The sequence below is a fragment of the Pseudomonas sp. MWU13-2517 genome (assembly GCF_023242545.1).
Lineage (GTDB): Bacteria > Pseudomonadota > Gammaproteobacteria > Pseudomonadales > Pseudomonadaceae > Aquipseudomonas.
This window is the reverse complement of the sequence record NZ_JALMFA010000008.1, coordinates 130,993-148,706: the sequence shown is the minus strand read 5'-3', so window position 1 is coordinate 148,706 and position 17,714 is coordinate 130,993. Positions and strand designations below refer to the sequence as shown.

The following is a 17,714-nucleotide window of genomic DNA, read 5'->3' as shown; positions in this document are numbered from 1 at the left end:
GGATACACGCCTGGCTTTAACTCTGTTCACCAGCTGGCGCAGGCGGTCATCGACCCCAAGGCGCCCTGGTCACACTCAGTCAAACCAGGAGAGTCACCCCCATGAAGCGTCCTTATGCAGCCCTTGCGGCAACCCTCGCCTTGTCCCTCAGCGCCTTTGCGGCCGTGGCCCATGCCGACGAACCCAAGCCCCAGGAAAAATGCTTCGGCGTGTCTCTCGCAGGGGCCAATGACTGCGCCGCGGGCAAAGGCACCTCGTGTGCAGGCACCGCCACCGCCGACTACCAGGGCAACGCCTGGGTACTGGTGGACAAAGGCACCTGCACCCAGATCAAGACCCCTAAAGGCTACGGCAGCCTGACGGAGCAGCCATGAGCCGAGCGGCCCCGGCGCTCATGACCCGGCGGCTGTTGCCCGAGGCCCTGCTGTTGCTGGTGGCGCGTGTGGGCATTGCGGCGGTGTTTTTCCTGTCGGGGCGGACCAAGGTCAGCGGTTTTCTTCAACTCAAGCCGTCGACCTACACGCTGTTCCGCTCGGAATACGCCTTGCCCCTGATTCCACCGGACTGGGCCGCGCACCTGGCGACCTACGCCGAGCACCTGTTCCCGCTGTTGCTGGTGCTGGGCCTGCTGACCCGTCCGGCTGCCGTCGCACTGTTGGGCATGACCCTGGTGATCGAGGTGTTTGTGTACCCCGATGCCTGGCCGGTGCACCTGACCTGGGTGGGGCTGCTGCTGCCGCTGCTGGCGTATGGCGCTGGAGCCTGGTCGCTGGACCGCCTGCTGTTCGCCAAACGTGGCTGACCTTTCGATACCTGAATGGAGATTTCCAATGCGTATGCTTTCTTCTCTGGCCATTGCCATGGCCTTGACTGTTCCAGCACTGGCCCAGGCGGCGGATGCCCCACAACCCGGCGCCGGCAAGAGCGTGGTGATCGTGCCGGGCTCGTTTGTCGACGGTTCCGGTTGGCGGGTGGTGCACGACATCCTGATTCACAAGGGCTACAAGGTCACGGTGGTGCATCAGGGCCACGAAAACCTCGCCGCTGATGTGGCAGAGGCCCGCGAGGTGCTGGAGCAACAGGTCGGCCCGGTGGTGCTGGTAGGGCACAGTTCCGCTGGCGGGGTGATCTCGATTGCGGGGGACCGTGACAAGGTCAAGTCGCTGGTCTATGTCTCGGCGTTGCAGCCGGAGGTGGGCGAGAACATGGCCCAGTTGATCGGCTCCATGCCGGCCCCCAGCGATGATGTCCAGCAGAAACGCGATGGCCACCTGTTCTTTGATCGCACCCGATTCAACGCGGACTTTGCCGCCGACCTGAGCACCAACCGCACCGACTTCATGGCCGCCTCCCAAGTACCGGCCACCACCGCACTGTTCGGCGGCACGGTGTGGGCCGCGGCCTGGCACAAGAAGCCGAGCTACGCGGTGGTGTCCACCGAAGACCGCGCCCTGAGCCCCGACCTGCAGCGCTGGATGTACAAGCGCGCCGGTTCCAAGGTCACCGAAATCAAAGCCAGCCATGCGGTGTACATCTCCCAGCCTGAGGCTGTGGCGAAGGTCATCGAAGACGCTGCATCCGTTATCCAATAACCCACGACACCCTGGAGAAACACCATGAACACTGCACTCAAATCCCGCTTGAGCCTGGCTGCCGCTGCCGCGCTGATTGCCCTGTCTTCGGCTTCGTTCGCCACTGCCGCCGGCGCTGCCGACCAGCAGGAAAAGCCCGGCCGCTGCTACGGCGTCAATACCTGCAAGGGCACCAGCCTGTGCGCCACCGCCAAGAACGACTGCAAGGGCCTCAACAGCTGCAAAGGCGAAGGCGTGATCGTCAAGACACCGTCCGAATGCCTCAAGGCCGGTGGCACCTTGACTGAACCGAAATAACCACCCCTGGCAGGCGCGAACTGACTGCGGCGAGGGAGCAAGCTTGCTCGTCACAGCCAGTTCGCGCTTGCAGGCCAAGGAGAACCCGGCATGCCGACACACAATCCTCACTTTTCAGGCTACGGCCTGGGGCTGCGCAAGGAGCATTACTGCGACTTTCTGGAGACCTCGGTGCCCGTGGATTTTGTCGAAGTGATCTCCGAGAATTTTATGGTCGCGGGCGGCCAGCCCCGGCACGTCCTGCGCCAGATCCGCGAGCGGCACCCGGTGGCGCTGCATGGGGTGTCGATGTCGATCGGCACTGCCGAAGGGCTCGACACCCACTACCTGCGGCGTCTCAAGTCGCTGGTTGATGAGATCGAGCCGCTGTTTGTCTCCGACCATCTGAGCTGGTCACGCAGCGGTCACTTCAATGCCCACGATCTACTGCCGGTGCCCTACACCGAAGAGGCGCTGGACATTGTGTGCGCCAATATCCACCAGGCCCAGGAGACGCTGGGCCGCACGATGCTGTTCGAAAACCCGTCGAGTTACCTGGCCTTTGATGGCGCGGTCATGAGCGAATGGGCATTTATCGACGCCATGGCCAAGCGCACCGGCTGCGAGCTGTTGCTGGACGTCAATAATGTGTTTGTCAGCGCCAGCAATCACGGTTTCGATGCCGAGGCGTTCCTGGAGGGCATTCCCGCCGACCGGGTACGCCAGGTTCACTTGGCCGGCCATAGCCGTGGCCGCGAATTGTTGATCGACAGCCATGACAGCCCGGTGTGTGCCGGGGTGTGGGCGTTGTATGCCAAGGCCATGGCCAAACTGGGCCCGGTGGCGACTATGATCGAGCGTGACGATGAGATTCCGCCGTTGGCTGAATTGCTGCAGGAATTATCGATGGCCCGGACGCTGGGAGCGCAGCCATGAACCTGGTCGAGTGGCAGCAAACCTTTCGCACCTGGCTGGTGAGCGCGTCGGATGACGCGGCGCTTCGGCTGGGTAATCACCACGCCGGCCTGGCGGTGTACCAGAACAACTACCGCGCGCAATTGGTGGGGTGCCTGGAGCAGGCATTTCCCAACCTGCGCCGTTGGCTCGGCGAGGAGGCGTTTCTGTCGGCCAGCGTTAGCTATATCGACCAGCAACCACCACACGCCTGGACGCTGGATGCCTATCCCGAGGGTTTCTACCACTGCTTGAAGCGCGTGTTTCCCCACAACCCCGATGTGCACGAACTGGCCTGGATCGAGTCCGCCTTGAACGAGGCCTTTGTGGCCGCCGATGCTCAGCCCGTACCGCCGGCGGCGCTGGCCGCGGTGGATTGGGACACTGCCCACTTGCAGTTGACGCCGTCGTTGCGGTGCCATGGCCTGACCACCAATGCCGAGGCCATCTGGTCGGCGCTGTGGCAAGACACCCCGCCACCCGAGGCGGCGATGCTTGAAGCGGCGGGCGGTTTGCTGGTGTGGCGGCGGCAGTTCACCTCGCGCTTGCGCCAGGTGGATGAACTGGAACTGCACGCCTTGTTGCAGGTGCAGGCCGACGGCAGTTTTGCCGGGTTATGTGAGTATCTGGTGCAGCGCCTGGGGGAAGAAGCCGGTGTGATGCAGGCCGGTGAGTACCTGGCCGGCTGGCTGGGCAGTGAGTTGATTGTGGGGGTTGGCCATGTTTGAGCGTCGTGATAGTCGCCTGCGGGCGGCAGTCACCGGTCTGCAAACATGAAAATGCTGACAGCCGCGCAATCGACCACTGAAAAAAATCCCCCCAGCCCGTAATCTAGCGGTCTTGTCACCTGTGTGGATTGTTCATGTCTTCTGTCGCCGATGGGTTGCCCTCCAATAAACGCTGGCCGGCGGTGATCGCCCTGTCTCTGGGGATCGGCATGGCGACCCTGGACACGGCCATCGTCAATACCGCGTTGCCGACTCTGGCCGAAGGTATCGGTACCGATTCGGCCTCGGTGATCTGGGTGGTCAATGCCTACCAGTTGGCGATTATCGCCACGGTGCTGCCCTTTGCCTCCTTGAGTGATGTGCTGGGACACCGTCGGGTGTATCTGGGGGGCTTGCTGCTGTTCATTGTCTCGTCGCTGTTCTGCGGGTTGGCCGGCTCACTGTTGACCTTGACGGCCGCGCGGGTGGCGCAAGGGCTCGGCGCCGCCGCATTGATGAGTGTGAACACCGCGTTGCTGCGGCATATCTACCCATCAAAAATGCTCGGGCGCGGCCTGGGCTACAACTCATTGGTCGTGGGGCTGGCGTTTACCCTCGGACCGACCGCCGCGTCGGCGATTCTGTCGGTGGCGACCTGGCATTGGCTGTACCTGATCAACGTGCCGCTGGGGCTGTTGGCGCTGGGGCTGGGGTTGCGCGCTCTGCCGGTACTGCCATTGACCGGGCATGCGTTCGACCGTCTTGCCGCGCTGCTGTGTGCCGGGTTGTTTGCCTTGCTGGTGCTGGGGCTGGGCACCGCCGTGCACGGTGCGCAGGGCGCATTGACCCTGGGCCTGTTGGCCTTGGCGCTGGTGTGCGGCGCATTGCTGTTGCGCCGCGAGGTCGGTCATCCGGCACCGATGTTGGCGGTGGACCTGTTCAAGCGTCCGGTGTTTGCCTTGTCGTCCCTGACGGCCATCTGTGCATTCAGCGCACAGGGGCTGGCCTTCGTTTCGCTGCCATTTCTGCTGCAGGCGGTGCTGGGGCACAGCCAGGTGGAAACCGGGTTTCTGATGACGCCGTGGCCGGCAGTCGTAGCCGTGATGGCGCTGGTGGCGGGGCGCCTTGCGGATCGGGTGTCGCTGGGCGTGTTGTGCGGCGTCGGGCTGCTGATGCTCAGTGTGGGCATGGCCGCGTTGGCAACGTTGGGCAGTGACGCCTCGGCCTTTGATATTGGCTGGCGCATGGCGCTGTGCGGCGCCGGTTTCGGTTTTTTCCAATCCCCCAACCTCAAGGCCATCATGACCAGCGCTCCGTTGGCCCGCAGCGGCGGCGCCAGCGGCATCGTGGCGATTTCGCGGTTACTGGGGCAGACGCTGGGGGCGTCGTTGGTGGCGTTCTGTTTCCATCTGTCTCAGGGCAGTGGCCCTGAGTACGCGCTGTGGCTGGGGTGCGCGTTTGCCCTGGTGGGCGCCGTGGCCAGTGGCTTGCGTCTGCTGCCTTATGACAAAAAGACCGGATAAGGCGTTGTAAAACACCGGTCGGGAACGCTACCGTGGCCACCTGAATATTTCGGGATGTTTCAGAATTATGTCAGCCCAGGCCCAACGTACTGCTGATGTATCCTCTCGCCGCGCCGCGCTGACCCTTGCTTTATGCCTGCCCAGCGATGTGTTGCTGTACCTGCTGCTGCCCATGGAATCCCAGGCCTTCGGCATCACCTTGGCGCAGGCTGGCGTGTTGCTGGCGGCGAACCGCCTGGTGCGGATTTTCGGCTATCGCCATGTGTTGAATTTCTACGCGCGCCATGGCGACCGGTTGACCTGCATGATCGCGGCGGGGGCGGCCACGGTCTGTGCCCTGGGCAACTCGATGCTGTCGGGGTTCGCCGCGCTGCTGGGCTTGCGGTTGATCTGGGGCCTGTGTTTCGCCGCGCTGAACCTCTCGACCCAGGTGCTGGCGACCTCGGAGCCCGCCGGTGCGGCCCGCCGGGCCGGGCGCTCCCGGGCGATGATCGCCCTCGGGCCGATGCTGGCCTTGCCCCTGGGCGGCTGGTTGACCTTATGGGCCGGGCCACGTCCGATCTTTCTGATTCTTGCCGGCAGTTGCTTGTTGGGCTTGTGGGCGGCGCACGGCCTGCCCAGGGTCGGCCATGACTTGCACAGCTCGGGCCGTCGTTTCAAATGGCCCGACAGCGTGGCGACCTGGTCGTTTGTCGAAGGTGTGGCGCTGGATGGGTTGTTTATCTTCGGCCTGTCGATCCAGGCGCAGAAGTTGCTGGGGGGCAATGCGGTGCTGATCGCAGGCGGGTTGATGGCCCTGCGGTATGCCTCCGAGATGCTCCTGAGCCCGCTGGGCGGTCGCGCGGCGCAGCGCTTTGGCGCGACCTCGATGTTGCTGCTGTTTTCGTTTCTGAGCGCTTTAGCCCTGGCTGCATTCGGCAGCTATTGGGTGATCGTCGGCGCGGCGGCGGTGCTGGTGCTGCGCGCATTGCAACTGCCGCTGGTGACCACCTTGGTCGCGGAGCGCAATCCGGGCTCGATGCGCGTGTCGGCACTGGCTTCCAACGCCGTATGGCGGGATATCGGCGCGGGTCTTGGGCCGTTGCTGGCGGGCCTGTTACTGCCGGTGGCCGCGGCACCCTGGGTGTTCGGCCTGGCCGGCGCGGCGATTGCGCTGAGCGCGGTGTTCTGCTGGCGGGCAAAGACTCCCGGCTCGGCTTAAGCGCGCTTGAGTGCGTCCAGCCAGTTAGGGTCGAACTGCGTCTGTTCGGTGTTGATGCCCAGCGCCTGCATCTTCGCTTTATGCGTTTCGACTTCACCGACCAGTTGTGCCTGGGCGCTGGAGTTGGCGTCCAGAGCATGCATTTGCGTCAGTCCCAGGTGGTAGAAACGCAGCACCTTGATCGCGGTCGGGTCGTTGTCCTGCACGCGTGCGGTGATCGTGTGCATAACATTGGTCACGCTCATCAGGCAACGCTTGAGCTGCCAACCGTACACCGCCGCTGCCAGCCAGGGCTGGCGCCAGAACGGCCCGCGCACCAGGGCGACGGTGATCAACACACCGGCGAAGACGCCGCCGACATTGAAACGGAAATTGTCACCTCCGGGCTCACCGAACAGCATCACCGCCAGGCTCGACAGCAACATGGCCAGGGCTACGAACAGCACCGCGACGATCAGGGTGCTGCGGCGGGTCTGTTGACGGAAGGTGGCGGGGTCGCAGGGTTTGAGTTCGAACATAGGGTTCATGCCTCCAAGAGGGGCCGGCATCATCTCACGCTTGGGCAAACAAGTTGAACGATGACGCACGGCGGTTTCTCTAAACCTGCGTAGACCTTTTGAGGTGAACCATCATGTCCGAATATAAGCAGCCACCGCCCGGCACCCCGAATCCTGACCGCACACCCGGTGAAGAGGAGCGCGACAACGATGCGTTGCGCCCCAACGATCCGGCGGAGCGCCAGGACGATGATGATGTGGAACGTGTCGAACAAGACCTGGAAAACCTCCACGACAAAGCCCGCCCGCTTTAAGCAAGGAGATCGCCGTGAGTAATACGCCCCAAGGCCCGCGTTCGAGCGAGCATTCCAGCGGTAAGGACGAGTTGGGTTTTGACCCGGATTCGCCCGACGTGACGGACCCGCAGGTGGATCCTGTCGGTCCGGCTATTGCACCGTTGGATAAGGACAAGAAAGACAAGGATGGAAAGAAGCCGCCCTATGATCCGTTGGGCAACCTGAAGACTTGAACAAGGCGTTGAACGCGGTCCTCACAGCGAGGCTGTCAGACGACCAGCCTCGTCGTGTGGATCCGACAAAGAGCCTGAACATCTGATCTGCAATGACATCACAAGAAAGGCCAGCGATCTGTAAAAAGCCCCACTCTATACGGCGGGGCTTTTGCTTTTTTACTTCGGTGCGATCCACATGACGTCGGTGATCCCGAACTTTTCAGCCCAGGGCCGCGTGGTTTTCTTCACCTGCTCGTGACCCACGCGGCCGATGCGGCTGACGTGGGCTATATCGGCGTCTACCGCCGCCCAGTGCCAGGCCTCGGCGTTGTTCATCACTTCGGCGCGCACTACAAAGGACTTCGGTTGACCGTGCAGCTGATAGCGGATGGTGTAAATTTTTGCGGTACTCATGTTGCCTCCCTGTCTTGTTATAGATGGATAGGCAGGCGTCAAAAAAGGTTCATTCAAAATGACAAGTTGTTGGAAGGCGCGGCATAGTGGTGCCTTCGCCACGTGCTCAAGGATCGCGCCATGTCCCATCCCTCTGACAGCCGCCTGACTCACAGCCCGCTTTATCTGCAACGCCTGGGCTTCGACTCGCCTCCACCGCCGACCCTTGAAACCCTGCAGACCCTGCAACTGCGTCATGTGTGCACCTTTGCCTTCGAGAACGTGTCGACCTTATTGCATAGGCCGGTGCCCATCGACCTGCCCAGCGTCGAGCAAAAACTGCTGTTCGACGGGCGCGGCGGGTATTGCTATGAATTGAACCAGATGTTCCTGGCCCTGTTGCAGGAGCTCGGCTTCGACGCACGGGGCATTACCGGCCGCGTGGTGTTGGGCGGGCCGGCGGATGCGCACACCGCACGTACCCATCGCTTGAGCCTGGTGACGCTGGATGGCGTGCGCTATATCACCGATGTCGGCTTTGGCGGCATGGTGCCCAGCAGCCCGTTGCTACTGGACACCGAGGCGCAGCAGGCCACGGCACACGAACCTTATCGCCTGACGTTTGACGGGCAGGGCAGTTACACCCTGTGGGCGCTGGTCGCCGAGGAGTGGCGCGGCTTGTATGTGTTCGACCTGCAAGTGCAGGCGGCTATCGACTACGAGATCGGCAACTGGTACGTCTCCACACACCCGGACTCGGTCTTCCGCGGCCAGTTGAAAGCGGCGCGGTTGGCGCCGGGCAAGCGCTATACCCTGGCCAACGCCCACTATGCGGTGCATTGCCTGGACGGGCCCAGCGAAAAGCGCGTGATCGACAGTACGGATGAACTGCTGGCACTCCTGCACGGAACCTTTGGTATTCACCTGCCACCTGATCGCACGCTTCGTGAAACACTTGATGGCTTGATAATGGCCAATTCCGCAGACTATTGAGCTAGAGCGTTCGCTGAACCGTTTTATCTCCAAATGGGTGCAAATTAATTCGAACCTTTGGCCTCGGCCGAGGTTCGAAGCGGTTGCTGAATAATTTGCTCACCACACAAGGAGATGTAAAACGATGTCCAAGCTATTCGGAAAAATTCTCAAGGGTTCCTCGTTGTTGGCGCTGGTCGCTGCGCCTGCCGTGGTGCTCGCCGCACCGCCTACCGGGCCTATTTCCACCTTCGGCATCCTGGGCAGCTACAACGATTTCAAATTCGAAGGCGGCAGCGAAAGCGACAAGAGCCACATGCCTGAAGCCGGTTTGTTCTACAACTTCGGCAATAAGCTGACTGCCGAATCCGGGTTCATCTATCAAGCCGGTATCGAAGCCAAATACGGCGAAAAGAGTGACGACAAGCTCAAGGAAGGCCAGGCTGACCTGGACCTCGGCTGGCGCGCCGCGCTTGATGCACGCAACTTCGTCGACGTGATTGTGGGCGGTGGCTACACCTGGACCCGCTATGAGCCCGACACCAACGGCTATGACGTCAAGCTCACCAACAAGTCGCCATTCGCCAAGTTGGCCCTGGGCTACAACCACCAGTTCGATGACATGACCCTGCGCGTTGAAGCCGGCGCCCGTCGTACCATCGACGGCCGCGCGAAACTCAAAGTGGATGGCGTGGGCAGCGACACTGTCGACCTCAAGGACCGCACCAACCCTTACGCTGAAGTCAGCCTGCTGATGAACCAGAATGGTAATCTGCCGGTGATGGCGGGCTTGTACTACACCCGTACCGAATACAAGCTCGACGAAGACTCCTTTACCGCCGACAACACCAAGCTCAAGCGTGATGAGTACGGGTTCAAGGTAGGTATCGCGTTCTAAGGCTGTGATTCAAATGCCTATGTTTACTTGAACAAAAAACGCCCCGAAGTGATTCGGGGCGTTTTTTTTTGCGCCGTTTATCTGTTCAGCGTGGCCAGCGGCGCCGGATTTTCCGGAACGCAAGGTAGGGCAACACGTCCTGCAAGCAGCTGCGGGTGAGGGAAGTCATCCGGTCAAACGGTTAGTCGAAGTAGGGTTCCAATACATGCTCAATCCAGGCCATGAAGGCCCGGACGCGTTGCGATAGGTTGCGCCGATGCGCGACCACGAGCGATGCAGCCAGCGGCTCGGGCCGTAGATCGGGCAGGATCTCCACCAGGTCGCCGCTTTTAATATGATGTGCGAGGGCCAGGTATCCGGCCTGGATCAGTCCAATCCCCGCCAGGCCGGCAGCATGATAGGTCTGCACGTTATTCACCTGCATCGCCTCCGGCAGCGCAAGCGATGCATAGCCATCCCCCTCCGGATATTCCCATCCCGCCATTCGGGCGCCGAGTGTCGGCGTGTAGTGCACCATCTGGTGGCCCTGGATAAGAAGGTCGTCGAGTGTTTGCGGCATGCCGTGCTTTGCCAGATAGCCTGGGCTTGCCGCGTTCATCATGCGCAACTTGCCCAGCGGGCGGGCGATCAGCCTGTCGTCGATGATCGGCCCGAGACGGATTACGCAATCGAAGCCTTCCTGAACGAGGTCGACCCGACGATCTGTGCTGGACAGTTCAAGCTGCAACTCAGGGTTCGCATTGAGCAGTTGGGGCAGGGCGGGAATCACGACGGTCTTGGCCAATTCAGTCGGCATGTCGACGCGCAATTTTCCCCTCAAAGGTGCGTCGTTGTTTGCGAACATGGACTGCATGTCCTGCGCTTCAGTCAGCAGGTCACATGCGCGTGTATAGAAAGCGCGTCCGTCTTCGGTCAATTGCACGCTGCGTGTCGTTCTGTGCAGCAGGGTCGCGCCCACCTCTCGCTCCAGCCCACGAATCACCGTCGACACCCGTCCCTTCTGGATTCCCAGGCTTTCAGCGGCACGCGTGAAACTCATCATTTCTGCAACGCGGGCGAAAATCATAAGTGCCTGGAAATTTGGCATTGTTCACCCAATAGATAACAGAGCGTTCAGATTAGCGTGGTTTATAGCGTATTTTTGACTCAGTAGAGTATCTCTCAGGTTGTCCATAACTCCACCACCTGTAGGGAACCCTCATGAACGCCAATTCCATCCCTGTCCGAACAGTCATCGTTTATCACTCCGGCTATGGCCACACCACGCGCATGGCGGCGGCAGTCGCCGAAGGCGCCGGCGCCGGTGCCGTACTGGTGGCCATCGACCCAGAGGGCAATATTTCCGACGACGCCTGGCAATCCCTCGCTGACGCAGACGCAATCGTCTTCGGCTCGCCGACCTATATGGGCGGGCCTAGCTGGCAGTTCAAGAAATTCGCAGATGCTTCCTCCAAGCCCTGGTTCGAAGGCACATGGCAAAACAAGATCTTTGGCGGCTTCACCAACAGCGCGAGCATCAACGGCGACAAACTCAACACGCTCGAGTATTTTTTCCTGCTTTGCGGGCAGCACGCCGGGATATGGGTGGGCCTGGATATCAAGCCGGCGAACCTCAAGGCATCGAAACGCGATGACCCGAATCGCATGGGTTCCTATATCGCACCCATGGCGCAAACGCCTGCCGATGCGTCTCCTGAAGAGATGTCGCCGGGGGATCTGGAGACTGCTCGTCTGTACGGTGTGCGCGTCGCAACGATTGCCGGGCAGTTCCGCTCAGGCAAATCTCAGCCCATCTGAGATCCATCCGCACCCGTGATCAGGGCGCAGCCAACCGGTTGATCGCCCACGTTTTCGCTCCCAGTAACGCAAAACGGCGCCCTAAGGCGCCGTTTTGTTGACTGCATGTCGCTAAGCGATCAAACGCCCAACACCGCGTGCTGCACCAGGGTGAGCAACGGTTGTGGGTACACGCCCAGGAAGAACGCGAGCAGGGCGATGGCCAGCAGCATTACACCACCGGCTTTCTGTTCCCAGTGCAGCTCGGCGTCCACACGACGCAGGTTTGGCTCGATCAGGTACAGGGTGACCATCACGCGCAGGTAGTAGAACACGCCGATGGCGCTGCCCAGTACGAGCGATGCAACCAACCACCATTCGTGAGCTTCAACGCCGGTGGCGACGATGTAGAACTTGCCGATAAAGCCCGCAGTCAGCGGAATGCCGGCCAGGGACAGCATCATCACGGTCAGCACGGCGGTCAGGTACGGACGGCGCCAGAACAGGCCGCGGTATTCGTACAGGGCGTCGGCGTCACGGCCTTTGAACGGCGAAGACATCAGGGTGATTACGCCGAATGCGCCGAGGCTGGTGATCACGTAGGTGACCAGGTACACACCCATGGCTTCCACGGCCAGGCCTTTGCTCGCCACCAGGGCGATCAGCAGGTAGCCGAAGTGAGCGATGGACGAGTAACCCAGCAGACGCTTGAGGTTGTTCTGGGTCAGTGCCAGCAGGTTACCGAACAGGATCGACGCGATGGCGATCACGGTCAGTACGGTGCTCAGCACGCCGGTGTTGGCGGCAGGCGAGATCTGGAACAGACGCACCATCACCGCAAACACCGCCACTTTCGACGCAGTGGCCAGGAACGCGGCCACCGGCGCCGGGGCGCCTTCGTACACGTCCGGGGTCCACAGGTGGAACGGTACCAGCGACAGCTTGAACGCCAGGCCGATCAGCATCATCGCCAGGCCCAGTTGGGCAATCGGCGCAGGCATGCTGGTGGTGGCCAGGGCGTGGCCGATCCCGGTGAAGCTCAGGCTGCCGGCTTCGGCGTAGAGCAGGGCCATACCGAACAACAGGAACGCGGAACCGGCTGCCGACAGCACCATGTACTTGATGCCGGCTTCCAGGGAGCGCTTGTTGAAGAAGGCGTACGCCACCAGGCCGTAGGTCGGGATCGACAGCAGTTCCAGGCCGATGAACAGGCCGGCCAGGTGCTGTGCGCTGACCAGCACGATACCGCCGGCCGCAGCCAGCAGGATCAGCAGGTACAGCTCTTCCTTGTTGCCCGGGTAGCCGGTGCCGCCTTCGCCGAGGTAGGCGTGGGCGAGGGTGACACAGGCCAGGGTTGCGACGAGGATCAACGCGATGTACAGCAGCGCGAAGTCATCGACCATCATCAACGGCGTGACCGCCAGTGGCGCGACCTTGAGGGCCGGAATGATCGACAGCAAGGCCAGGTTCAGACCGGCACAGGACAGCAGGAACGTTTGCGAGTGATTGCGGCGCCAGGCGATCGCCAGCATCACCACCACGATGGTGAGGCTGGTGATCAGCAGCGGCGCAAGCGCGATAAAGTGTTGGATCGTGAATTCCATAGCGCTCTTACCGGGCCGAAGCGAGTTGAGAGAAGGCGGTGCCGAACCACTGCTGCACGCCATGCATCGTCGCGGCAGAAGTGTCCAGGAACGGTTGCGGGTACACGCCGATGTAGATCAGCAGCACCGCAAGGCCGAGCACCATGATCAGTTCGCGAGCATCCATCCCTTGCAGGACGGTGTCGGACTTGGCCGGGCCGAAGTAGGCGCGGTGGATCATGATCAGCGAATAGACCGAGCCGAATACCAGGCCGGATGTCGCGATGGCGCTGATCCACGGTGTCTGCACGAACGAGCCCATCAGGATCAGGAACTCGCCGATGAAGTTACCGGTGCCCGGCAAGCCCAGGGACGCGGCGGCGAAGAACAGGCTGATCGCCGGCAGGTAAGCGATGCGCGACCACACGCCACCCATTTCACGCATGTCACGGGTGTGCAGGCGCTCGTACAGCTGGCCACTCAGGATAAAGAGGGCGGCGGCCGAGACACCGTGGGCCAACATCTGGATCACCGCGCCTTGCAACGCCAGCTGGCTGCCGGAGTAGATGCCGATCAGTACGAAACCCATGTGGGAAACGGACGAGAAGGCAATCAGACGCTTGATGTCGGTTTGCGCGAACGCCAGGAACGCACCGTAGAAGATCCCGATCAGACCCAGGGTCATGGCGATCGGCGCGAACTCGGCCGAGGCATTCGGGAACAGCGGCAGGGCGAAACGCAGCAGGCCGTAGGCCGCCGTCTTCAGCAGGATACCGGCCAGGTCCACGGAACCGGCAGTCGGTGCCTGGGCGTGAGCGTCAGGCAGCCAGGAGTGGAACGGCACCACCGGCAGCTTCACCGCGAACGCGATGAAGAAGCCCAGCATCAGGATGTACTCGGTGGTCAGGGACATCTTGGTTTTCAACAGGTCGGCGTAGTTGAAGGTAATCACGCCGGTGTTGTTGAAGTTGACCAGTACCAGGCCCAGGATCGCCACCAACATGATCAGGCCGGAAGCCTGGGTGAAGATGAAGAACTTGGTCGCCGCGTAGATCCGGGTTTTCTTGCCGTCCGAAGAACTGTGACCCCAGAGCGCGATGAGGAAGTACATCGGCACCAGCATCATTTCCCAGAAGAAGAAGAACATGAACAGGTCCAGCGCCAGGAACACGCCGACAACGCCGCCCAGAATCCACATCAGGTTCAGGTGGAAGAAGCCCACGTGACGCTGAATTTCTTTCCAGGAGCAGAGTACCGAGAGGATACCCAGCAGGCCGGTCAGCAGGATCATCAACAGCGACAGGCCGTCGAGGGCCAGGTGCACGTTGATGCCGAAGCGCTGGATCCATACGTGCTTGAACTCAAGCGCGAAGGTTGGATCGACACCCGGTGCCGGAGCGAATGAATAGTCACCATGGGCCCACAGCCAGAGGCCGAGTGCGAGTTCCAGGGACATGGTCAGCAACGCAATCCAGCGGGGGAGGGTGGCGCCGAAGCGTTCACCCATCCAGCAGAGCAGGCCGCCGATAAAGGGGATCAGGATTAGCCAGGGCAGAATCATGACGGGCTCGTTTCCTTTCGCAAGTTCGCAAAGTTCATATCAGACCGCTACCACAACGATGGCGCCGATCACCAACACGGCGCCGGCCGCCATGGAAGCTGCATACCAACGCAATTGGCCAGTCTCGCTGCGGCTCAGGGCGGTGTGACCGGCCTTGGCGGCGCGCGGGATCAAACCAATGGTCTGGTCGAGCGGGTCTTTGCGCAGTACATGGCTGATCGCAAGGTAAGGCTTGACGAACAGTTTGTCGTAGATCCAGTCGAAGCCCCAGGCAGCGAACCACCAGGCCGAGAGGAAGCGACCGATGCCACTGTTGGCAACGGCAGTGACGAAGCGACGCTTGCCGAGGAACAGCAGGGCCGCCAGCAGGATACCGGCAATGGCGATGGCGCCCGAGACGATTTCCAGGCTGTGCTGGGCTTCGCCGCCGGCATGCCCGACGCTTTGTGGCAGTACGCCGTGCAGTGGCGGAGTGATCATGGCGCCGACGAAGGTCGACAGCACGATCAGTACCGACAATGGCAACCAGTGCGAGATACCGTGGCCTGCATGGGCTTCGGTCTTGGCTTCACCGTGGAAGGTGATGAAGATCAGGCGGAAGGTGTACAGCGAGGTCATGAACGCACCTACCAGGCCTGCGTACAGCAGGTTCTGGTTACCGCTGGCAAAGGCTTCCCAGAGGATTTCGTCCTTCGAGTAGAAACCGGCGGTCACCAACGGCAGGGCGGCCAGGGCGGCGCCACCGACGATGAAGCTGGCGTACGCCAGCGGCAGTTTCTTCCAGAGGCCGCCCATCTTGAAGATGTTCTGCTCGTGGTGGCAGGCAACGATCACCGCACCGGAAGCGAGGAACAGCAGGGCCTTGAAGAAGGCGTGGGTCATCAGGTGGAAGATCGCCGCGTCCCAGGCGCCCACGCCCAGGGCCAGGAACATGTAGCCGATCTGGCTCATGGTCGAGTAGGCGAGGATACGCTTGATGTCGGTCTGCACCAGCGCGGCGAAGCCGGCCAGTACCAGGGTCACGCCGCCGACCAGGCCCACAAGGTGCAGGATTTCCGGTGCCAGGGTGAACAGGCCGTGGGTACGGGCAATCAGGTAGACACCGGCGGTTACCATGGTGGCGGCGTGGATCAGTGCCGAAACCGGGGTAGGGCCGGCCATCGCATCCGCCAACCAGGTCTGCAGCGGCAGTTGCGCGGATTTACCTACGGCACCGCCCAGCAGCATCAGGGTCGCCAGGGTGATCCAGAAGTCGCCGACCTGGAATTTCTGCGGTGCCAGCACCAGCAGTTCCTGGATGTTCAGCGTGCCCACCTGTTGGAACAGGATGAACAGGCCGATGGCCATGAACACGTCGCCGATACGGGTGACGATAAAGGCCTTGAGTGCCGCGTTACCGTTGTTGCGGTTGCTGTAGTAGAAACCGATCAACAGGTACGAGCACAGGCCCACGCCTTCCCAGCCGAAGTACAGGAACAACAGGTTATCGCCCAGCACCAGGAACAGCATGCTGGCGATAAACAGGTTGGTGTACGAGAAGAAGCGCGAGTAGCCCGCTTCACCGCGCATGTACCAGGATGCGAACAGGTGGATCAGGAAGCCTACACCCACCACCACGCCGAGCATGGTGATCGACAGGCCGTCGACATAGAGGGCGAAGTTGGGCTTGAAGCCTTCCACCGACATCCACTGCCACAGCACCAGGGTGTAGTGACCGCCTTCCGGCGGGGCCACGTTGAATTGCCAGATGACGTAGGCGGCAACGATTGCCGACAGGCCAATGGACCCCACGCCCACCAGGGCCGAGAGGTTTTCCGACCAGCGTCCACGGGAGAACGACAGCAGCAGGAAACCGATCAGGGGGAATACGAAAGTCAGAAAGATCATGTTCATCCGCGCATCTCACTGGCAGCGTCGATATCAAGCGTGTGGAAGCGACGATACAGTTGCAGCAGGATCGCCAGGCCGATACTGGCCTCGGCGGCTGCCAGGCTGATCACCAGGATGAACATGACTTGTCCATCCGGCTGGCCCCAACGTGCACCCGCGACGATGAAGGCCAGTGCCGCGGCGTTCATCATGATTTCCAGGCTCATCAACACGAACAGAATGTTACGGCGGACCATCAGGCCGACCAGGCCAAGGCAGAACAGGATGCCGGCGACCGCCAGACCATGCTCCAAGGGGATAGCAGGCATCGTCATTGCTCCTTGGCTTCGTTGCGGCCCAAGTGGTAGGCGGTGACGGCTGCGGCGAGCAGCAGCATCGACGCCAGTTCGACCACCAGCAGGTACGGGCCGAACAGGCTGACGCCCACGGCTTTTGCATCCACGGTGGTGTGGCCGATGGCCTGGCCGCTCTGGTGAGCGAACAGCACATACAGCAGTTCACCCAGCAGCAGGGCGGCGAGGATGACCGGGCCGAGCCAGATGCCGGGTTTGAGCCAGACGCGCTCCTGGGCGACCGAAGCCGGCCCCAGGTTGAGCATCATCACCACAAACACGAACAGCACCATGATGGCACCGGCGTAGGCGATCACTTCGAGCACACCGGCGAACGGTGCGCCGAGGCTGAAGAAGGTCATGGCCACGGCGATCAGCGAAATGATCAGGTAGAGCAGGGCGTGCACAGGGTTGGTGTTGGTGATCACGCGAAGCGTGGACACAACCGCGATACCCGATGCGAAATAGAAAGCGAATTCCATCTTTCTTCCTTAAGGCAGCAAGCTCTTCACGTTGATCGGCTCGGCTTCGTTTTGGGCGGCGCCTTTCGGCTTACCGGCAACGGCCATACCTGCAACACGATAGAAGTTGTAATCAGGGTTTTTACCGGGACCGGAGATCAACAGATCTTCTTTCTCGTACACCAGGTCCTGACGTTTGAACTCGGCCATCTCGAAATCCGGGGTGAGCTGGATCGCGGTGGTCGGGCAAGCTTCCTCGCAGAGGCCGCAGAAAATGCAACGCGAGAAGTTGATGCGGAAGAAGTCCGGGTACCAGCGACCGTCTTCGGTTTCAGCTTTCTGCAGGGAGATGCAACCCACCGGGCACGCCACGGCGCACAGGTTGCAGGCTACGCAACGCTCTTCGCCGTCGGGGTCGCGGGTCAGTACGATGCGGCCGCGATAGCGTGGCGGCAGGTACACCGCCTCTTCCGGGTATTGCAGGGTGTCGCGCTTGCGAAAGCCGTGACCGAACACCATCACCAGGCTTCGCAACTGGGTACCGGTACCCTTAACGATGTCGCCAATATATTTGAACATGGGTCAAA

The 17,714-nt window shown here is 61.5% G+C and carries 22 protein-coding genes; 13 read left to right on the top strand and 9 right to left on the bottom strand.

Annotation, left to right across the window (positions count from 1 at the left end; all coding sequences use genetic code 11):
- The first annotated feature begins 101 nt into the window (after window positions 1-101).
- The 8 genes from M5B97_RS13575 (at window position 102) to M5B97_RS13540 (ending at window position 6,253) form a co-directional block, all read left to right on the top strand.
- Window positions 102-374, top strand: a complete 273-nt coding sequence (locus M5B97_RS13575) for a DUF2282 domain-containing protein (protein ID WP_106579920.1) — start codon at window positions 102-104, stop codon at window positions 372-374.
- A complete protein-coding gene (locus M5B97_RS13570) occupies window positions 371-802 on the top strand; it encodes a DoxX family protein (RefSeq protein WP_248731706.1) in 432 nt (143 codons plus the stop codon). Before M5B97_RS13575 ends, M5B97_RS13570 begins: the two co-directional genes overlap by 4 nt.
- Window positions 803-830: 28 nt before the next feature.
- Complete coding sequence (locus tag M5B97_RS13565) at window positions 831-1,592, top strand: alpha/beta hydrolase (protein ID WP_134657683.1); 762 nt, start codon at window positions 831-833, stop codon at window positions 1,590-1,592.
- 24 nt (window positions 1,593-1,616) lie between these two features.
- The gene (locus tag M5B97_RS13560; RefSeq protein WP_123717806.1) at window positions 1,617-1,889 is read left to right on the top strand and encodes a hypothetical protein; all 273 of its coding nucleotides are present in this window, start codon (window positions 1,617-1,619) and stop codon (window positions 1,887-1,889) included.
- A 90-nt stretch (window positions 1,890-1,979) separates the two neighbouring features.
- Window positions 1,980-2,804: a DUF692 domain-containing protein gene (locus M5B97_RS13555; protein WP_248731705.1), complete on the top strand. Its 825-nt coding sequence runs from the start codon at window positions 1,980-1,982 to the stop codon at window positions 2,802-2,804.
- Window positions 2,801-3,550: a DNA-binding domain-containing protein gene (locus tag M5B97_RS13550; protein ID WP_248731704.1), complete on the top strand. Its 750-nt coding sequence runs from the start codon at window positions 2,801-2,803 to the stop codon at window positions 3,548-3,550. Before M5B97_RS13555 ends, M5B97_RS13550 begins: the two co-directional genes overlap by 4 nt.
- 134 nt (window positions 3,551-3,684) lie before the next feature.
- Window positions 3,685-5,052 carry an MFS transporter gene (locus tag M5B97_RS13545; protein WP_134657680.1) on the top strand — a complete coding sequence of 456 codons (1,368 nt, stop codon included), beginning with the start codon at window positions 3,685-3,687 and terminating at the stop codon, window positions 5,050-5,052.
- 67 nt (window positions 5,053-5,119) lie between these two features.
- On the top strand, window positions 5,120-6,253 hold the full coding sequence (locus M5B97_RS13540) for an MFS transporter (RefSeq protein WP_134657679.1): 1,134 nt from the start codon (window positions 5,120-5,122) through the stop codon (window positions 6,251-6,253).
- On the opposite strand, the gene M5B97_RS13535 is transcribed toward M5B97_RS13540, so the two are convergent.
- Window positions 6,250-6,771, bottom strand: a complete 522-nt coding sequence (locus M5B97_RS13535; protein ID WP_248731703.1) for a DUF3087 family protein — start codon at window positions 6,769-6,771, stop codon at window positions 6,250-6,252. The two genes, M5B97_RS13540 and M5B97_RS13535, sit on opposite strands and share 4 nt — an antisense overlap.
- A gap of 113 nt (window positions 6,772-6,884) precedes the next feature.
- On the opposite strand from M5B97_RS13535, the gene M5B97_RS13530 reads away from it, so the two are divergent.
- Together M5B97_RS13530 and M5B97_RS13525 are read left to right on the top strand one after the other, a co-directional pair.
- Entirely contained in the window at window positions 6,885-7,064 is a 180-nt protein-coding gene (locus M5B97_RS13530; RefSeq protein ID WP_123717802.1) for a hypothetical protein, read from the top strand.
- A 14-nt stretch (window positions 7,065-7,078) separates the two neighbouring features.
- On the top strand, window positions 7,079-7,279 hold the full coding sequence (locus M5B97_RS13525) for a DUF6021 family protein (RefSeq protein ID WP_248731702.1): 201 nt from the start codon (window positions 7,079-7,081) through the stop codon (window positions 7,277-7,279).
- 159 nt (window positions 7,280-7,438) lie between these two features.
- Here M5B97_RS13525 and M5B97_RS13520 read toward each other — a convergent pair whose 3' ends face one another.
- Window positions 7,439-7,675 (bottom strand): DUF6555 family protein, encoded by a 237-nt coding sequence (locus M5B97_RS13520; RefSeq protein WP_123717800.1) that lies wholly within the window; start codon window positions 7,673-7,675, stop codon window positions 7,439-7,441.
- Between the two features lie 120 nt (window positions 7,676-7,795).
- Here M5B97_RS13520 and M5B97_RS13515 point away from each other — a divergent pair, with 120 nt between their 5' ends.
- Complete coding sequence (locus tag M5B97_RS13515) at window positions 7,796-8,647, top strand: arylamine N-acetyltransferase (RefSeq protein ID WP_248731701.1); 852 nt, start codon at window positions 7,796-7,798, stop codon at window positions 8,645-8,647.
- A 124-nt stretch (window positions 8,648-8,771) separates the two neighbouring features.
- The gene (locus M5B97_RS13510) at window positions 8,772-9,524 is read left to right on the top strand and encodes an outer membrane beta-barrel protein (RefSeq protein ID WP_123717798.1); all 753 of its coding nucleotides are present in this window, start codon (window positions 8,772-8,774) and stop codon (window positions 9,522-9,524) included.
- A 181-nt stretch (window positions 9,525-9,705) separates the two neighbouring features.
- On the opposite strand, the gene M5B97_RS13505 is transcribed toward M5B97_RS13510, so the two are convergent.
- Window positions 9,706-10,590, bottom strand: a complete 885-nt coding sequence (locus tag M5B97_RS13505; RefSeq protein WP_248731700.1) for a LysR family transcriptional regulator — start codon at window positions 10,588-10,590, stop codon at window positions 9,706-9,708.
- A 134-nt stretch (window positions 10,591-10,724) separates the two neighbouring features.
- Between M5B97_RS13505 and M5B97_RS13500 the strand changes: the two genes are divergently transcribed.
- Window positions 10,725-11,321, top strand: coding sequence for a flavodoxin family protein (locus M5B97_RS13500; protein WP_248731699.1), 597 nt, complete (start codon window positions 10,725-10,727; stop codon window positions 11,319-11,321).
- A 119-nt stretch (window positions 11,322-11,440) separates the two neighbouring features.
- On the opposite strand, the gene nuoN is transcribed toward M5B97_RS13500, so the two are convergent.
- From nuoN to nuoI, 6 genes are read right to left on the bottom strand one after another with little or no spacing between them, the layout of a single operon-like run.
- Complete coding sequence (gene nuoN, locus M5B97_RS13495; RefSeq protein ID WP_123717795.1) at window positions 11,441-12,904, bottom strand: NADH-quinone oxidoreductase subunit NuoN; 1,464 nt, start codon at window positions 12,902-12,904, stop codon at window positions 11,441-11,443.
- A gap of 7 nt (window positions 12,905-12,911) precedes the next feature.
- A complete protein-coding gene (gene nuoM / locus M5B97_RS13490; protein ID WP_016974046.1) occupies window positions 12,912-14,444 on the bottom strand; it encodes an NADH-quinone oxidoreductase subunit M in 1,533 nt (510 codons plus the stop codon).
- 39 nt (window positions 14,445-14,483) lie between these two features.
- Window positions 14,484-16,337 carry an NADH-quinone oxidoreductase subunit L gene (gene nuoL / locus M5B97_RS13485; RefSeq protein WP_123717794.1) on the bottom strand — a complete coding sequence of 618 codons (1,854 nt, stop codon included), beginning with the start codon at window positions 16,335-16,337 and terminating at the stop codon, window positions 14,484-14,486.
- On the bottom strand, window positions 16,334-16,642 hold the full coding sequence (gene nuoK / locus M5B97_RS13480; protein ID WP_003174727.1) for an NADH-quinone oxidoreductase subunit NuoK: 309 nt from the start codon (window positions 16,640-16,642) through the stop codon (window positions 16,334-16,336). The genes nuoL and nuoK overlap by 4 nt, the downstream gene beginning before the upstream one ends.
- A gap of 2 nt (window positions 16,643-16,644) precedes the next feature.
- A complete protein-coding gene (gene nuoJ / locus M5B97_RS13475; RefSeq protein WP_134657674.1) occupies window positions 16,645-17,148 on the bottom strand; it encodes an NADH-quinone oxidoreductase subunit J in 504 nt (167 codons plus the stop codon).
- 9 nt (window positions 17,149-17,157) lie between these two features.
- A complete protein-coding gene (nuoI, locus tag M5B97_RS13470; protein ID WP_003174725.1) occupies window positions 17,158-17,706 on the bottom strand; it encodes an NADH-quinone oxidoreductase subunit NuoI in 549 nt (182 codons plus the stop codon).
- Window positions 17,707-17,714: the final 8 nt, after the last annotated feature.

What these genes read in the sequence shown, in the direction of transcription:
- M5B97_RS13550 (WP_248731704.1), top strand. Translation starts at nt 2,801, where the DNA reads ATGAACCTGGTCGAGTGGCAGCAAACCTTTCGCACCTGGCTGGTGAGC.
- M5B97_RS13520 (WP_123717800.1), bottom strand. Translation starts at nt 7,675, where the DNA reads ATGAGTACCGCAAAAATTTACACCATCCGCTATCAGCTGCACGGTCAA.
- nuoI (WP_003174725.1), bottom strand. Translation starts at nt 17,706, where the DNA reads ATGTTCAAATATATTGGCGACATCGTTAAGGGTACCGGTACCCAGTTG.
- M5B97_RS13555 (WP_248731705.1), top strand. Translation starts at nt 1,980, where the DNA reads ATGCCGACACACAATCCTCACTTTTCAGGCTACGGCCTGGGGCTGCGC.
- nuoJ (WP_134657674.1), bottom strand. Translation starts at nt 17,148, where the DNA reads ATGGAATTCGCTTTCTATTTCGCATCGGGTATCGCGGTTGTGTCCACG.
- M5B97_RS13560 (WP_123717806.1), top strand. Translation starts at nt 1,617, where the DNA reads ATGAACACTGCACTCAAATCCCGCTTGAGCCTGGCTGCCGCTGCCGCG.
- M5B97_RS13530 (WP_123717802.1), top strand. Translation starts at nt 6,885, where the DNA reads ATGTCCGAATATAAGCAGCCACCGCCCGGCACCCCGAATCCTGACCGC.
- M5B97_RS13535 (WP_248731703.1), bottom strand. Translation starts at nt 6,771, where the DNA reads ATGTTCGAACTCAAACCCTGCGACCCCGCCACCTTCCGTCAACAGACC.
- M5B97_RS13515 (WP_248731701.1), top strand. Translation starts at nt 7,796, where the DNA reads ATGTCCCATCCCTCTGACAGCCGCCTGACTCACAGCCCGCTTTATCTG.
- M5B97_RS13540 (WP_134657679.1), top strand. Translation starts at nt 5,120, where the DNA reads ATGTCAGCCCAGGCCCAACGTACTGCTGATGTATCCTCTCGCCGCGCC.
- nuoK (WP_003174727.1), bottom strand. Translation starts at nt 16,642, where the DNA reads ATGCCTGCTATCCCCTTGGAGCATGGTCTGGCGGTCGCCGGCATCCTG.
- M5B97_RS13570 (WP_248731706.1), top strand. Translation starts at nt 371, where the DNA reads ATGAGCCGAGCGGCCCCGGCGCTCATGACCCGGCGGCTGTTGCCCGAG.
- M5B97_RS13505 (WP_248731700.1), bottom strand. Translation starts at nt 10,590, where the DNA reads ATGATTTTCGCCCGCGTTGCAGAAATGATGAGTTTCACGCGTGCCGCT.
- nuoN (WP_123717795.1), bottom strand. Translation starts at nt 12,904, where the DNA reads ATGGAATTCACGATCCAACACTTTATCGCGCTTGCGCCGCTGCTGATC.
- M5B97_RS13575 (WP_106579920.1), top strand. Translation starts at nt 102, where the DNA reads ATGAAGCGTCCTTATGCAGCCCTTGCGGCAACCCTCGCCTTGTCCCTC.
- M5B97_RS13565 (WP_134657683.1), top strand. Translation starts at nt 831, where the DNA reads ATGCGTATGCTTTCTTCTCTGGCCATTGCCATGGCCTTGACTGTTCCA.
- nuoL (WP_123717794.1), bottom strand. Translation starts at nt 16,337, where the DNA reads ATGAACATGATCTTTCTGACTTTCGTATTCCCCCTGATCGGTTTCCTG.
- M5B97_RS13545 (WP_134657680.1), top strand. Translation starts at nt 3,685, where the DNA reads ATGTCTTCTGTCGCCGATGGGTTGCCCTCCAATAAACGCTGGCCGGCG.
- M5B97_RS13500 (WP_248731699.1), top strand. Translation starts at nt 10,725, where the DNA reads ATGAACGCCAATTCCATCCCTGTCCGAACAGTCATCGTTTATCACTCC.
- M5B97_RS13510 (WP_123717798.1), top strand. Translation starts at nt 8,772, where the DNA reads ATGTCCAAGCTATTCGGAAAAATTCTCAAGGGTTCCTCGTTGTTGGCG.
- nuoM (WP_016974046.1), bottom strand. Translation starts at nt 14,444, where the DNA reads ATGATTCTGCCCTGGCTAATCCTGATCCCCTTTATCGGCGGCCTGCTC.